This is a genomic window from Paenibacillus phytohabitans, assembly GCF_013141775.1.
GTDB classification, from domain to species: domain Bacteria; phylum Bacillota; class Bacilli; order Paenibacillales; family Paenibacillaceae; genus Paenibacillus_AQ; species Paenibacillus_AQ phytohabitans.
Genome location: NZ_WHOB01000082.1, coordinates 61,968 through 75,255 on the forward strand (window position 1 = coordinate 61,968; position 13,288 = coordinate 75,255).

Annotated in this window: 13 protein-coding genes; 7 read left to right on the forward strand and 6 right to left on the reverse strand. The window is 48.8% G+C overall.

Annotated features, from left to right (window positions below; translation table 11 throughout):
- Nucleotides 1-68 precede the first annotated feature (68 nt).
- The 3 genes from GC101_RS27330 to GC101_RS27340 all read right to left on the reverse strand — a co-directional run bounded on the left by GC101_RS27330 (nucleotide 69) and on the right by GC101_RS27340 (nucleotide 4,116).
- Nucleotides 69-866, reverse strand: a complete 798-nt coding sequence (locus GC101_RS27330; protein WP_171719896.1) for a nucleotidyltransferase domain-containing protein — start codon at nucleotides 864-866, stop codon at nucleotides 69-71.
- Nucleotides 867-938: 72 nt separating this feature from the next.
- Nucleotides 939-2,603 (reverse strand): cellulase family glycosylhydrolase, encoded by a 1,665-nt coding sequence (locus GC101_RS27335; protein WP_171719897.1) that lies wholly within the window; start codon nucleotides 2,601-2,603, stop codon nucleotides 939-941.
- Between the two features lie 214 nt (nucleotides 2,604-2,817).
- Entirely contained in the window at nucleotides 2,818-4,116 is a 1,299-nt protein-coding gene (locus tag GC101_RS27340; RefSeq protein ID WP_171719898.1) for an MFS transporter, read from the reverse strand.
- A 308-nt stretch (nucleotides 4,117-4,424) separates the two neighbouring features.
- Between GC101_RS27340 and GC101_RS27345 the strand changes: the two genes are divergently transcribed.
- A complete protein-coding gene (locus GC101_RS27345; RefSeq protein ID WP_171719899.1) occupies nucleotides 4,425-5,414 on the forward strand; it encodes a tRNA dihydrouridine synthase in 990 nt (329 codons plus the stop codon).
- A 41-nt stretch (nucleotides 5,415-5,455) separates the two neighbouring features.
- Entirely contained in the window at nucleotides 5,456-6,025 is a 570-nt protein-coding gene (locus tag GC101_RS27350; RefSeq protein ID WP_171719900.1) for an SF0329 family protein, read from the forward strand.
- A 65-nt stretch (nucleotides 6,026-6,090) separates the two neighbouring features.
- Here the strand turns inward: GC101_RS27350 and GC101_RS27355 are convergent, their stop codons facing one another.
- Both GC101_RS27355 and GC101_RS27360 read right to left on the reverse strand, forming a co-directional pair.
- Nucleotides 6,091-6,783, reverse strand: coding sequence for a response regulator transcription factor (locus GC101_RS27355; protein ID WP_246354536.1), 693 nt, complete (start codon nucleotides 6,781-6,783; stop codon nucleotides 6,091-6,093).
- Complete coding sequence (locus tag GC101_RS27360; RefSeq protein ID WP_171719901.1) at nucleotides 6,780-8,942, reverse strand: sensor histidine kinase; 2,163 nt, start codon at nucleotides 8,940-8,942, stop codon at nucleotides 6,780-6,782. Before GC101_RS27360 ends, GC101_RS27355 begins: the two co-directional genes overlap by 4 nt.
- A gap of 292 nt (nucleotides 8,943-9,234) precedes the next feature.
- Between GC101_RS27360 and GC101_RS27365 the strand changes: the two genes are divergently transcribed.
- Both GC101_RS27365 and GC101_RS27370 read left to right on the forward strand, forming a co-directional pair.
- Entirely contained in the window at nucleotides 9,235-10,251 is a 1,017-nt protein-coding gene (locus GC101_RS27365) for a carbohydrate-binding protein (protein WP_171719902.1), read from the forward strand.
- A 150-nt stretch (nucleotides 10,252-10,401) separates the two neighbouring features.
- On the forward strand, nucleotides 10,402-11,019 hold the full coding sequence (locus tag GC101_RS27370; RefSeq protein ID WP_171719903.1) for a type 1 glutamine amidotransferase family protein: 618 nt from the start codon (nucleotides 10,402-10,404) through the stop codon (nucleotides 11,017-11,019).
- A gap of 131 nt (nucleotides 11,020-11,150) precedes the next feature.
- Here GC101_RS27370 and GC101_RS27375 read toward each other — a convergent pair whose 3' ends face one another.
- Nucleotides 11,151-11,714: a hypothetical protein gene (locus GC101_RS27375; RefSeq protein WP_171719904.1), complete on the reverse strand. Its 564-nt coding sequence runs from the start codon at nucleotides 11,712-11,714 to the stop codon at nucleotides 11,151-11,153.
- A 122-nt stretch (nucleotides 11,715-11,836) separates the two neighbouring features.
- Between GC101_RS27375 and GC101_RS27380 the strand changes: the two genes are divergently transcribed.
- From GC101_RS27380 to GC101_RS27390, 3 genes are all read left to right on the forward strand, one after another.
- The gene (locus tag GC101_RS27380; protein WP_042133482.1) at nucleotides 11,837-12,145 is read left to right on the forward strand and encodes a hypothetical protein; all 309 of its coding nucleotides are present in this window, start codon (nucleotides 11,837-11,839) and stop codon (nucleotides 12,143-12,145) included.
- Nucleotides 12,146-12,200: 55 nt separating this feature from the next.
- Nucleotides 12,201-12,773, forward strand: coding sequence for a DinB family protein (locus GC101_RS27385; RefSeq protein ID WP_171719905.1), 573 nt, complete (start codon nucleotides 12,201-12,203; stop codon nucleotides 12,771-12,773).
- Between the two features lie 181 nt (nucleotides 12,774-12,954).
- Nucleotides 12,955-13,284: a MazG-like family protein gene (locus GC101_RS27390; RefSeq protein ID WP_171719906.1), complete on the forward strand. Its 330-nt coding sequence runs from the start codon at nucleotides 12,955-12,957 to the stop codon at nucleotides 13,282-13,284.
- Nucleotides 13,285-13,288: the final 4 nt, after the last annotated feature.

The following is a 13,288-nucleotide window of genomic DNA, read 5'->3' on the forward strand; positions in this document are numbered from 1 at the left end:
TAGCAATCTGCCCCTGGCCCAAACGTCAAAACAGCGATTCTCCATCATCGGAGAGTCGCTGTTTGTTGTTAACGGTCCTGCAAGGAAGGAGGCTGCTCTATCCAAGAGCGCTCGTTGCTCACCACATAAATGCCCAGCGCCTGCTCGAAGGTAAGGCCGTGATTATAGAAAGCCAGCACCTTCGCGGCGAAGCGCATACTCTTATCTGCGCCGGGCGACTGCAGCAGCTCTGCAGCGAGCTTACGGAAGTCCTTCGGCTTAGCTTCTGCAGCCTCAACAGCATCCAGCAGCCCCTTGTGGCTTGGAAAGAGCATCCGGTTATAGGCCAGGATCATTCGCCCGCTGAAGAAGACCAGGTTGCTGGCCGTGTGAGCGAGCAGGTAGGCGTCGTTCTTCCGGGCCGCTTCTTTGGCGAAATAGAAAGCATACAGGAAGATCTGGGCGCAAAAGTCCCGCAGATTGTGTTCCCGGTTCTCTTCAGGATAGATTGGGATTCGGGCAACCAGCTCGCCCAGCTCCGGGATTCTGGAGAATAGTACATCCGATCCGGTAAAAGCATACCTCGTCGGCTCGTTGCCCCGCCCCGCGGCAAGCTCCAGGAACCGGAGGTTGATCACTTTGATATCGGCGTAACCGCCTTCATAGGTACTGACTTCCCGGTCTACGTAGGACAGCCTATTCTTCCGGTCATACTCTTCATAGGCCTCATCGGTGAATACCAGATGAACATCCACATCCGAGGTCTCCTTGGCGGTTCCCTGGGCTACCGAACCGCTGGTGATTACTGCCAGGCAGGAAGGGTCCTTCGCCTGCTTCTCCACCAGCTTCTCCAGCGTCTGTCTATGGTGCGCATACATCTCTTTCATCCTCCCTTAACGTGCTCCTGCACATTAAGCGTAACCATTAGACAGCTCACCAGCTATGGTCAATTCAGACATTTAGGGTTCAATTCCGTAGATCAGCTGGCCTTGATGATAAATCGTGATGTGGTCATTCGCGGCGTAGCTGATGATGGCGGGCTGGAATGAGTAGTCATTAGCCTGGTTGAGATTCGCCCAATTCGTGTTGTGAATGCGGAACTGAATATCTCCGGTTGTGCCGGAAGCTGCGAGTGAGCCAGCACCTGCCGTGAACCCGATCTCCGCATAAGTATCTGCACCTGTTCGCGGTGTAGCCAAGGGGACGATTTGCGTCAGCAATTTTTCTTTGCCGATGACCGCGTAATCAAATTCCAGGGTCTGTGCAGCATTCCCATCTCTGTTGTACCAATAACGTATCGTAAGCTCATTCAGCGGAATAGAGGTGCCGGATTCGTTCTTCAGCTGTAGACTCGCCCGGATTGAGCCCACGGCCGTCCCCGTCTCACCGGCACGGTAGAGCAGTGTGGCATGAGGGTCGCCAGATCCGGGGCCTTCACCGGGTCCGCCAGGATCACCAATAGGGGTGAAGGTGACCGGCTTCATAATAAGGTCCAGCATAGCCTGCTTCGGCGCATTCCAGGAGGTCCAGTCATCCAGCAGCAGTCCGCCGGTGTCTCCGCTGTTCGGATTCAGACTCCAGTACGTCCAGTAGAGATTGTTCTGGCCGATGTAGCTTACAAGCGCATGCTGCCATTTCCCTTCCGCCGAGAGGGTATCTACGCTGCGCCCGCCGAATTCTCCGGCAAGAACCGGGGCAATTTGTTCCTTGCTGATGTATCCCCAGGTATCATCCCACAGCTTCGGCAGATTATTGGGGAAGTCGGCAGCACTGAACCAGGTCTGTGAGGCAACGCCGGGACCATAATCATGCGGGGAATAGACCACCCGGTCCGGTACAGTAAGCGTGACCGGGTAATTACGCACGCCTGTCAGATTACCGCCCCACCAATAGCTGCTGGAGTTGCCCTGAACGTTGGTCTCAATGCCTTCGACAATAATGAGCCAGTTCGGATTCGCGGCGAGAATGGCATTGCCTGCCCGTTGACTGGCCAGCCGCCAGTCTGTGGCAGGATTACCTGTTCCCCAGCTTGCCGTACCATGCGGTTCGTTATGCAGGTCGGCTCCAATGACGGTAGGATTATCTGCATAGCGCTGGGCCAGCATCACCCAGTCACTGATCCAGCGGGTTTCGGGATAGGCCGCAGTATACCACAGCGCTGATTGTCCGCCGGAGTCCGGCCGGTGCCGGTCAAGGAAGATCCGGATGCCGCGGTTTCCGGCTTTCTCAATCAGTTTATCCATAATCTGCACCGGCGTAAGGCCGGCCAGATCAGGATTTTTGGCATAATCGATACTATTGGCTGCAGAGCCTGCATCGAACATCTGGTTGCAGTAGGGCAGCCGGATCAGGTTATAGCCTTCCGTCTTGATCTGGTCGAGCACATCATCCATGGAACGGGACCACAGCCCATGCGGAGAGTAATTCGCGGTTTCGAAGCCAAACCAGTTCAGTCCGTTGAATACGGCCGGATTCCCGGCGGAATCCACGATTTTGTTGCCTGAGGTGTGATAATAGCCTGCTGCACCTTCAGCCTTCACTTCATAACCCGGATACGCATAAGCACCTGCCAGCAATATCAAAGCTGCAAACCATACACCCAACTTCCGGAACCCGAACGACATCCATTTTCCTCCTCTTAGTGATTTCAGTGAGGTCAGACTTTATAGCATACGATCCGAATGTTAACGTATTCATCTGGATTAGGATGAATTATGAATAATTGGAAACGTTTATGTTAATTCGCATTTGGGATATATTCGGAAATTGAAAAAGCACAGGGCAGCCGTAGAGCCGCCCTGTGCTAATTGCAGTTGGGGTAAGTTGGGGGAGAAGAAGCTATTCCTCCAACCTCCAGATATGTTTGTCCGCCCGGAACGGCAGACAAGATAATGCACCGGTGATTCCGATTACCAGGAATAGCAAAGCTGCTCCGGAGCCTTTGCCTGTTCCGACCAGTGCGACCCACAGGCTGCCTAGCGGCTGCCCTGCCATAAAGGGTTCAAACACCCTGTCTACCAATATACCGCCGCACAGATATCCCAATGGAATGGTGAAAAACTGCAAGGTATTCCTTGCCGAATAGACACGCCCCTGCATCTCAATAGGAATTGTGGAGCGGAACAGCACATCCATATTAGCGTTCATAACAGGAATGAATATCCATCCGAGGATTGCACCCAAACACCATATAGGCGTGCTTCTGCCAAAGGCAAGGAAGAAATTCTCGGTGCTCATGGAAAAAAGCAGGCAATTACAAATGACCCGGACCCGGCTTCTGGGCGGCGGCAGGATAGCAACCGAAATACTCCCAAGCATCAGGGCTATCCCTGTAACGGTGTTGACCATCCCCAGCGCCAGCTCTCCGCCACCCGTCCGTGAGAGCATCATTGCGGGCAGGGCAGCATTGAAAATGGAGGCGGTGAAATTGATCAAGGCCAAAAAAAGGATCAAATCCAGAATGCCACGGTTATCCCTGAGATACCGCAGGCCGCTTGAAGCCGATTGCAATATCGTCTCGCTATCGGTGCTGCTCCGCTTAGGAACCTGCGGGATATGGACACAGCATAGCAATGCCGTGAACGCTGTGGCAAAGGTAATCAGATCAAACAGAATCACAACCCGGACACTGGTGAAGGAAAGTATTGAAGTAGCGAGTATAGGCGTCAATATGGTAACCAGTGAGTTGGAAAAGGAACGCATTCCGCTAACCTTCTGATAATGTTGCTGCGGAGCCAGCAGGCTGATCGCTACATCCGACGCCGGCTGCTGTACAGTGTTCATTACGCCAGTCAAGGTATTAATCAGATACAGATGCCAGATCTGGAGTTTACCCATTGTCATCAGTATAAGGACCGTGACGGTACAAAGTGCCGCAAAGCTGTCACTGATCAGCATCGTAGCCTTCTTGTTCCAGCGGTCGCTCAGTGCACCTGCGAAGATACTGAGCAGCACATAAGGTGCGTAGGAACAGATAACCAACAGAGAGCTGGTTAGAGCCGATCCATTCTGCTGATAAGACCAGATCACCAGGGCAAAGGCGGTCATTGCACTGCCCAGTGCCGAGAAGGACTGTGTAATCCATAAAATCAGGAAAGTACGAAGCTCCCTGAGGTTGACTTTGAATTTTGTTATCATGACTCTGCTCCTCTTTCAATGAATTCTTAACGATTCAATGAAAGTGCAAAGCCGAACGGACGAGTTCAATCCGCTCCGTGCAGTTTCGTCCGGTTCAGACTTTGCACGGAGCGTTGTCACTGCATATTCTCATATTCATTCTCCTTCTTGATCGCTTGAAGTTACATTCACCTGGAAAGTAAATTCTTCTTTATTTTACCATATGCGAGTCGTTCCGTCTTACATGAATTAATTGGGTAAGTATGTTTCCTCCGGGATTATGATATAATTTGCTTTAATATCTTGCTATTTATAGAGAGGTTTTTAATATGATGAATAATTTCTGGCGTGAACTACCACGCCCTTTTTTCATACTGGCACCCATGGAGGATGTGACGGATGTCGTGTTTCGCCATGTCGTAAGTGAAGCGGGCAGACCGGATGTGTTCTTCACGGAGTTTGCGAATTCAGAGAGCTATTGTCACCCGGAGGGGCACCATGCTGTGCGCGGGCGTCTGACTTATACAGAGGATGAACAGCCGATTGTCGCTCATATCTGGGGGGATAAGCCGGAATACTTCCGGCAGATGAGCATCGGCATGGCTGAGGAAGGCTTCAAGGGCATCGATATAAATATGGGGTGTCCTGTAGCGAATGTAGCCGAGAACGGGAAGGGAAGCGGCCTGATCTGCCGTCCCGAACTCGCAGCAGAGATCATCCAGGCGGCGAAAGCCGGAGGACTACCCGTCAGTGTGAAGACAAGACTCGGGTTCACTGACCTGGGAGAATGGCGCGGCTGGTTAACCCATATTTTGCAGCAGGACATTGTGAATCTGTCGATTCATCTGCGTACCCGGGAGGAAATGAGCAAGGTGGATGCCCACTGGGAGCTGATTCCGGAGATCAAGAAGCTTCGTGATGAGATCGCACCGCATACCCTGCTGACTATTAACGGGGATATCCCCGACCGTCAGACCGGCCTGAGGCTCGCTGAAGAGTATGGTGTGGACGGGATTATGATCGGGCGCGGGATTTTTCAGAATCCGTTTGCGTTCGAGCAGGAGCCGAAGGAACACAGCAGTGCGGAACTACTTGATCTGCTGCGGCTGCATCTGGATCTCTATGATGAGTATTCGGAACAGAAGCCACGTTCATTCAGTCCGCTTCAGCGGTTCTTCAAAATCTATGTCCGCGGCTTCCGCGGGGCCAGTGAATTAAGAAATAACTTAATGAACACGAAGTCGACAAGTGAAGTGCGTGCGCTGCTGGAGGAGTTCGGGAGCAGGGAGCAGGACGGGGCGGACGAGCTTGGGAATTAGACGGCCAGGATTCTAGAATTCCGTGTGGAAGGTGGGATTACATGTCCTGGAGCAAATTGAAGCAGCAGCTGGAGGGCTTTCTCAGTCCTGCGTTAGAGGGCAGGGTAGAATACCGCGCGCCGGGTTACCGTTATCTGCCTGATAAATCGGGAATCTGTTACATCTCAGTAGACAGAAGGAACATACTCAATATGGGCGATAAAACGAACACGATCCGATGGTATCAGACAGAGCTGGAGATTAAGAATGATCCGGAAATCCGCATTCCTGTCAGTAAGGACGACATTGAAGCGGTCAGACAAGCTGCCAAGGGACCCGTGCCGGAGGATCGCCTAATCATAATGGCCAGAAGCAGATTAAGTACAGAGCATGCCAAAGAGCTAATGTCCGCACAGGCAACACTCGTTAAATCGAATTTCATCGTGGCCGCGAATAAGTTCCTGACTACTCCTATTGAGGAGAGCCTGGAGAGCAGGGACATGGTACTTAATATTCTTGCGCTGGTGGATCGAAGAGTCGGGAAAAAGCGGATTTTGAGTATGACGGAGAAGATGGAGTTGAAGCATCCGGTGGTGCAGTATTTCTATGAGCTGCGGCGGGGGGCGCTCTGAATAGTATGCCAAAGGTTCAAGCGAGAGTTCATGCTTGAACCTTTATTATGGGAACATTGCTATGCTCAACGCTTGCCGGCAACCAGCATATATCCGGCCCCCCGAATCGTAAGGATTCTCTCCGGATTGACAGGATCTGCCTCGATTTTTTTGCGTAAATTACTGATGTGTACGGCGACCGTTCTCGTATCCTCCAGACTCTTCATTCCCCAGATGAGATGAAACAACGTATCGACCGTGACGACTTGATTAACGTTTTGTGCCATATAGGACAGTAGACTGAACTCTTTCTTCGATAAAAAAATCGTTTTACTGCCCATGTTGACGGACTGTGCGTAGAAATCCAGCGTCAAGCCCGGTAACTCCAGCAGCTGTTCCCTTCTGCCCGTCGATACTCTGCGAAGGTGAGCCTTAATCTTGGCCATGAGGACTCCCGGACTGAACGGCTTGGTCACATAATCATCGCCGCCATAAGATAATGCGCTGATCTTCACCTCGTCTTCCTCCTGACTGCTCAGAAACACAATCGGCGCATTCGTGTAGCTGCGTGCGTTCCTACACCAGTCAATGCCGTTCTCATTAGCGAGCAGTACATCCAGTACAATCAGATCCGGATTAAACGATGCAAGCAGCAGCATGGCTTCTGTCCCGCTATGGCTATACGAGGATACGAAGCCTTCCCGTTCGCAATACGCCTGGACAATCTCACAGATATGGGGATCATCATCGACGATCATAATTTTGTACGTGTCCATCATGTTGTCACCTTCCTGCTTCCCGGATACAAAGGCAGCGATACATAGAATAACGACCCCGTCTTGCCGTCGCTCTCCGCCCGGACCGTTCCGCCATGCGCTTGTACGATTTCCCTGCAAATCGCCAGCCCAAGCCCGCTGCCCTCTACTCCCATGTCCATACCCGGCCGCTCAACCCTGTAATTGCGGTCGAAGATTTGCTCGAGCTGCTCAGGGGGAATGCCCGTACCAGAGTCTTGTACGCTAATGATTGCAGAGCGGGTATCCTTCACCTCATCCCAGGTTAGAGCAAGACGCACCATCCCGCCGCTAGAGGTGAACTTCATCGCATTCGACACCAGATTAAATAGCGCCTGCGTTAATCTTTGCGCATCGATCCCGGCAACAGGCAAGAAGGCTCCCAGATCCTCCGTATGTCCGGTATCCAGGTTGAAATCAAGCCCCGCGTCACGCACTACCAGCTCATATTGTTCATAGAAACCGCGCAGGAAGTGAATCACATGAACCGGCTCCATACGATATTCTACCTGCCCCGTCTCCAGATGCGACAAGAAGGACAACTCCCCGATCATGCGGTTAATCCTTACCGTGTTATCCCGGATATACTCCAGGTACTGTTCATTGCGTTCCGGCTTAACCATGTCGATCACAGCCTCGACATATCCAAGCATGCTGGACAGCGGCATACGCAGATCATGTGTAATGTAGGCAAGCAGCTTCTTCCTGCCTTGCTCGGATTGAAGTAACCGCTCATACGACATGCGGAGGTCTTCGTGGGCTGCGGATAAGGCATGTGTACGCTCCATTACGAGCTGCTCCAGATTGGAATTCATTTCAGTCAGCTTGTTATTGGCTTCGTACAGCTCACGTGCAATTCTCTCTTCGTTCGTTACCGCCCGCGTATATCTGGAAGACAGCAGAATCATCTGTGCGATCGTGAATATGAGCAGCCCAAACGGAGAGGTATTACCGATGAGTGACCATTCATTGAAATACAGGAAATCGTTGATCACCGTTACCAGAGCAACCATCGACACGAGCAGGAAGATCAGCGCACCCTCCATACGCCGCACAGCCGCTTCAGCCAGACCCACCATCAGATACACCATGTGAAGAACAACGATTACACCGATCAGCAGTAACATTCTTGAATATATAATTGCAGGGGTCAGTACAACAACCAGACAGAGCGCGCTCGTTACGATCCGGCTGCCCAGACGAAACCACCGCGACACATAATTCGGGAAAATGCATTCAAAATACATGGTGATGATATAACCACTGACACATAGAATCAGATACTCGAGCTTGAACTGCAATTCCCACGGAAAACGGGGAAACCATTGTGTGAACATGAGCTCGCCGACCAGCAGGGACCGGATACCGAACAACACAGTGAATAGTCCAAAATAAAGCGGTGCCCTGTCCTTGCGCCGCAGCATGTAGAGTAGCAGATGATACACGCCGATGACCAGCAGGCTTGCGGTTATGAACATCTCTGCGGCAACCTTCCGAGTGGTCTTGGCCGCTAATACGTTACTGCCACCCAGCTCTATAGACGTGGTGATGCCGCCCCGCTTATGATGGAAGTTTGCAACTTGTATAACCAGCTCTACGGTATCGCTCCCGGGCTGGAAGAACACCAGCTTCGTTGCCAGACGCGGTGTCACGCTACTCTTGTCCTGACCAACCTCGCCAACTTCCGCCAGCAGATCTCCATTCACCCATAATTTATATGCATGAAAAATGGTAGGCAGCCGCAGCGCAAGCCGCTCATTCCTGTCCTGTTCACTAAGCCGGGTGACCAGCCGAAAGGTTGCATAGCCTTGCCCTTCCAGCTCTTGACCATCAAGCTTGTAGCCCAGCCAGGAGCTGGGGATGCTGATATACTGGTCAGCCCTTTCCCCGCTTGCCATCCGGCTCCGTATATCCTCTGGCGAGAGCAGCTCCTGCCAGTAGAATTCCCATTCCCCCTGCAACTTTAGCGGAGTCTTAAGGATAGAATCCTGCGTTAGATCCAGAACGCCTTCTTCGCTTCGAAGCTTGGGGGCGCCTGGCGTTACAGGCACGATGGCATAGCTTATGGCGAGACCGATAACAACGGCAACCGCTATGTGAAAGAAGATATTACGAGAAACGAACCTTAGAATACCCCTCATCATGAAGCCGACTCCAATCTACAAAATTCGCTATAAATGAGTTGATTGTTTCATGATAGCATCATTACAGGAAGCTGTGTTGATAGCGTGAAGTAAAAGTTATGTAAAAATTTCATGAATGCGTTAAATCACCAGGATGGAACCAAATGTAAGGAGTGAAAACGCGGAATTTGTCATAACAGCAAGGGGTTGGGGAGTAAAATTGATGGAATTATTTTCACAAACGACAATACAATATACCTGTGGTTCGCCTAATGGGCGAAACCGGTAAATTAAATAAAGGAGGTTTAAGAGATTGATTAAAAAAGTTCCAGCCAGAGCCTTATCCCTTTTGGTAGTTGCAGCCATATTCCTGTCCCTGTTCTTCACAGCCTTACCGCAGGCAAACGCGGCCACCAGAGGAGCATGGGCTCCTAATACGGCATATGCAGTAAATGATACAGTAACCTATAGCGGAGGTACGTATACCTGTCTTCAGGCACATACTTCCCTCACAGGCTGGGAGCCGCCTAATGTTCCTGCACTATGGAAGAGCGGAACAACAACAACACCGACCCCTACACCAACCACACCCCCATCAACAAACGGAGTCACATTCTATGCAGATATCAACTATGGCGGGAAGGCAGTAACCCTTGGAGTAGGCAATTATGTACTGTCCCAGCTGAATGCTGCAGGCATTCCGAATGACTGGATGTCCTCGCTCAAGGTTCCCGGCGGCTGGACGGTTGAAGTCTATGAGAATGATAGCTTTGGAGGAGCCAAATGGACCTATTCGGCAGATTCCTCCTGGGTTGGCGACAGTGTCAACGACAAGATGACCTCGGTTAAGATCTATACCGGATCACAGCCTCCTTCTGTAACCAAGCCTGCTGAGGTTCCAAGCCAAATCTGGACCTATGTCGTGAATGCAGACAATGCTTATGGCAAGGGTGGAGATTTCGCACTGCTGCTGAGTGCGGTGATTAAGAAGGAGAGCAGCTTCGGAGCAGGCCTGCCCGGCAGCCCATCCGCCGGCGACGGATTAATGCAGGTCGAACCGAACACCCGGGGTGCCTATGCCTCACAATTCAGCGCCAAATTCGGCCGCGCGTATAATCACAGCAGCGAACAGGATCAGGTATACCTGGGCGCATTGATCCTGAATGAGAAGATTGTCAGATTCGGAGATATCTATAACGGATTGCTGCATTATAACGGAGGCGACAACTGGTATCCGGGCGCTACCGACTCCTATGGCCGTCCTATCCTGGCAGATCAATATGCCAATGCCGTATACGCTACATATAAGGGGTATGGGGGGAAGAATTAATAGGGTTATCTTCATAAAAGAAGGAGAAAGACGCTCGGGAGGAGTCTCGGAGCGTCTTTGTTATATGTTCAGCTAAAATAGCTTCACTGACAGCAGCTGTCAGTGAAGCTATTTTATAATACAGGAAAGGACTTGAAGGAGGACGTACAAATGAATAATAAGGTATATCTATATGTGCTCGACACCATGGCAGACTGGGAGATAGGGTATTTAACTGCCGAACTGAACTCGGGAAGATACTACAAGAAGGGGCAAGCCCCATCTAAAATAGTTACCGTAGCCAATGAGAAGACGCTTATCACTACAATGGGCGGACTGGCAATAATGCCTGACATCACGGTGGATGAGTGCAGCATTACAAGCGCAGATGCCTTGATTCTACCCGGTGGAGAGACATGGACCGAAGCCATTCATAAGCCCATCCTCGGGCTTGCCGCGAGATGTATACAGGAAGATATATTAGTGGCAGCGATTTGTGGGGCTACAATGGGGCTTGCCCAGGCTGGACTATTGAATTCACGCCCACATACAAGCAATGATCTGGAGTACCTCAAAATGATCTGTCCCGCGTACACTGGCGAAGAGCTCTACCAGATGCAGTCTGCTGTAACGGATGGCAAGCTGATCACTGCCTCTGGAATAGCGCCGCTAGAATTCACTGTACATGTCTTGAAAGCCCTGGATGTAATGGCTCCAGAAAAATTGAAGGCCTGGTATAGTCTCTACAAGACTCAGGAAGCTAAGTATTTCTATGAGTTGATGGGATAAGAGTAGTTAATGAAGCGCCCTCTCTTTACGGAGAGGGTTTTTCTGTTTGTCCGGCCAGGGATGGCAGGACATCTTCTGGACATCTATAAGTAGTTGTGGGGGGATTTGCCGTGCTCCACTATAGGGTGAATTTAAGTTGCAGTTTTCATGTTACTGCGTAGAATTTTGAAATCTTCTAATATATTGGAGATTCTTAGAATCATATCTCTATTCATATCTTGTTCTGTAGGGTTATTTGGTAAGTACAAGCCCCACTGCTGAAACTTGCCCTCTAATAGAACAAATCCGGATACATGAGCTCCAAAACCATTTATTCTTGCAGATTCAAGAGTTAATCTGTCGTCATGAAATACATTCACCAGTAGATTCTCAGTCCCCATGAAAAATACCGGATACGTTATGTTACTGAAAAAATCTTTATATTCCTGCTTGGCTGCTTCAGCCAGATAATCCTTTGCAATGATTAAGCCATCATAATTTATATTATGATCTTCAATAATATCTTTGAGGCTTTTGGGTATGTAGCTTAGATTTCTAATGTTATCAAAAGGAACATCACCAACAACTGCAATTTCTAACTGGATTGAAGGGGGATTATAAAGCTCCTCCGTCTGAGGCTCATTTACAATTTTGATGTCACAGCTTACAAACAACACGGATAACAATATAAGAAGTAATAACATTTTGTTTTTCATTAGTGAGTATCCTTTTTTGTTTTATTATAATGGTTACTTTATATTTAAAAATATAGAAAAATAATCCTTTTTGCAAGTGGATAATTAACTCGTTTGAGCCTCGAATGATAGGAGGAAGGAAAATGAATGAAATAACCTCTCATAATTGTAATCTGAATATTTGGGCTCATCTGCCTGATGAAGTATGGAATACAGTTGCTAATATTTATGAGCGTATGCCTGGTTGGAGAGGGTACATAGATGGGATTCCACACTGGTTTGGGCAGGAAGATGAGGATGTTTATATTCAGGCATCCGTTGAGCCAAGTGGATTATCATTCTTTGCTCGAATGAATCAGAGTGATTGGGATTCTTGGATTGGAGCGTTTAAATCAGAAGCAACTAAAGTGTTAGGGTTTGAGGTGGGGGAGCCTGAGGATGGGTTTGTGTAGTATGAAATTTTAGAAGGTAAGGCAATTCATAGATAACTCGAAAGCGGGTGTAAACATGAATATAAACCAAGCGATTAACGTTATAGATAAGGAATTATCTCAAACATTAAGTGACTACCAACACTGGTTTACTTTAAATCCCGAAGAACTATCCTTTAAACCTCAGACCGGATGGAGTATTGAACAAATATTAGAGCATGTAACACTAACCAATCACTTTTTATTGATCCTAATAAGAAAAGGGACTCGGAAAGCAATAGAACTATCAACAAAGAAAGATTTAAATACAATAATAGAATCAAGCCAAATTAATTTACAAGAGCTTGATGCGATAGCTATACATAAGTCTTTTGATTGGATCAGACCAGAACATATGGAGCCTAAAGGAGAAACAGAACTAGGACAAATAAGCGCATTACTAGATAATCAAATTAACGAATGTAAAGAGCTTTTGAAAGAGATGAGAAACGGTGAAGGAATACTTTATAAAACTACAATGACGGTAAATAGCTTAGGCAAGATTGATGTTTATCAATATATCTATTTTCTGTGCCAACATGCCAAACGCCACATTGTACAAATGCAAAAAGTAACGGATGAGTATAGCAAATTAAGTGAGGCTGAGTAATTCAGATTCATGGAATCAGCATTTGATTTGGTGAATTGAGTTAAGGACTTCTGATTATCAGGAGTCCTTTTCTGTGTAATTTTAGGAATTTCATGGATTTACATTGAGGATTGGGCTATCATTATTTTGTGCAGAGCAAGTGTTAGAGATTGAATTAGATCAACATGAAGAGGTGCTAGAAATGGACGAACTAATCGAAAAAATCATCCAATTCCGCGACGACAGGGACTGGAAGCAATTCCACGATCCCAAAGATCTGGCGCTCTCTATCTCGCTAGAGTCTAGCGAACTGTTGGAACTCTTCCAATGGAAGAACAGCCAGCAAGCCATAGAGCAACATTACTCCGACATGCAGGACGAAATCGCTGATATTCTCATCTACACGCTAACGCTCGTTCATGATTTGAATATCGACGTAAAGGAAGCTGTCCTTCAGAAAATAAACAAAAACGCGGAGAAATATCCGGTATCCAGTTCCAAGGGAAGTTCGCAAAAAAGTAAGCGGCAGTGAATGA

Excerpts from the sequence above, each read along its gene's own strand:
- GC101_RS27390 (WP_171719906.1), top strand. The coding sequence starts at position 12,955 with ATGGACGAACTAATCGAAAAAATCATCCAATTCCGCGACGACAGGGAC.
- GC101_RS27360 (WP_171719901.1), bottom strand. The coding sequence starts at position 8,942 with ATGATGAGGGGTATTCTAAGGTTCGTTTCTCGTAATATCTTCTTTCAC.
- GC101_RS27335 (WP_171719897.1), bottom strand. The coding sequence starts at position 2,603 with ATGTCGTTCGGGTTCCGGAAGTTGGGTGTATGGTTTGCAGCTTTGATA.
- GC101_RS27345 (WP_171719899.1), top strand. The coding sequence starts at position 4,425 with ATGATGAATAATTTCTGGCGTGAACTACCACGCCCTTTTTTCATACTG.
- GC101_RS27355 (WP_246354536.1), bottom strand. The coding sequence starts at position 6,783 with ATGATGGACACGTACAAAATTATGATCGTCGATGATGATCCCCATATC.
- GC101_RS27350 (WP_171719900.1), top strand. The coding sequence starts at position 5,456 with ATGTCCTGGAGCAAATTGAAGCAGCAGCTGGAGGGCTTTCTCAGTCCT.
- GC101_RS27330 (WP_171719896.1), bottom strand. The coding sequence starts at position 866 with ATGAAAGAGATGTATGCGCACCATAGACAGACGCTGGAGAAGCTGGTG.
- GC101_RS27380 (WP_042133482.1), top strand. The coding sequence starts at position 11,837 with ATGAATGAAATAACCTCTCATAATTGTAATCTGAATATTTGGGCTCAT.
- GC101_RS27340 (WP_171719898.1), bottom strand. The coding sequence starts at position 4,116 with ATGATAACAAAATTCAAAGTCAACCTCAGGGAGCTTCGTACTTTCCTG.
- GC101_RS27375 (WP_171719904.1), bottom strand. The coding sequence starts at position 11,714 with ATGAAAAACAAAATGTTATTACTTCTTATATTGTTATCCGTGTTGTTT.
- GC101_RS27385 (WP_171719905.1), top strand. The coding sequence starts at position 12,201 with ATGAATATAAACCAAGCGATTAACGTTATAGATAAGGAATTATCTCAA.
- GC101_RS27370 (WP_171719903.1), top strand. The coding sequence starts at position 10,402 with ATGAATAATAAGGTATATCTATATGTGCTCGACACCATGGCAGACTGG.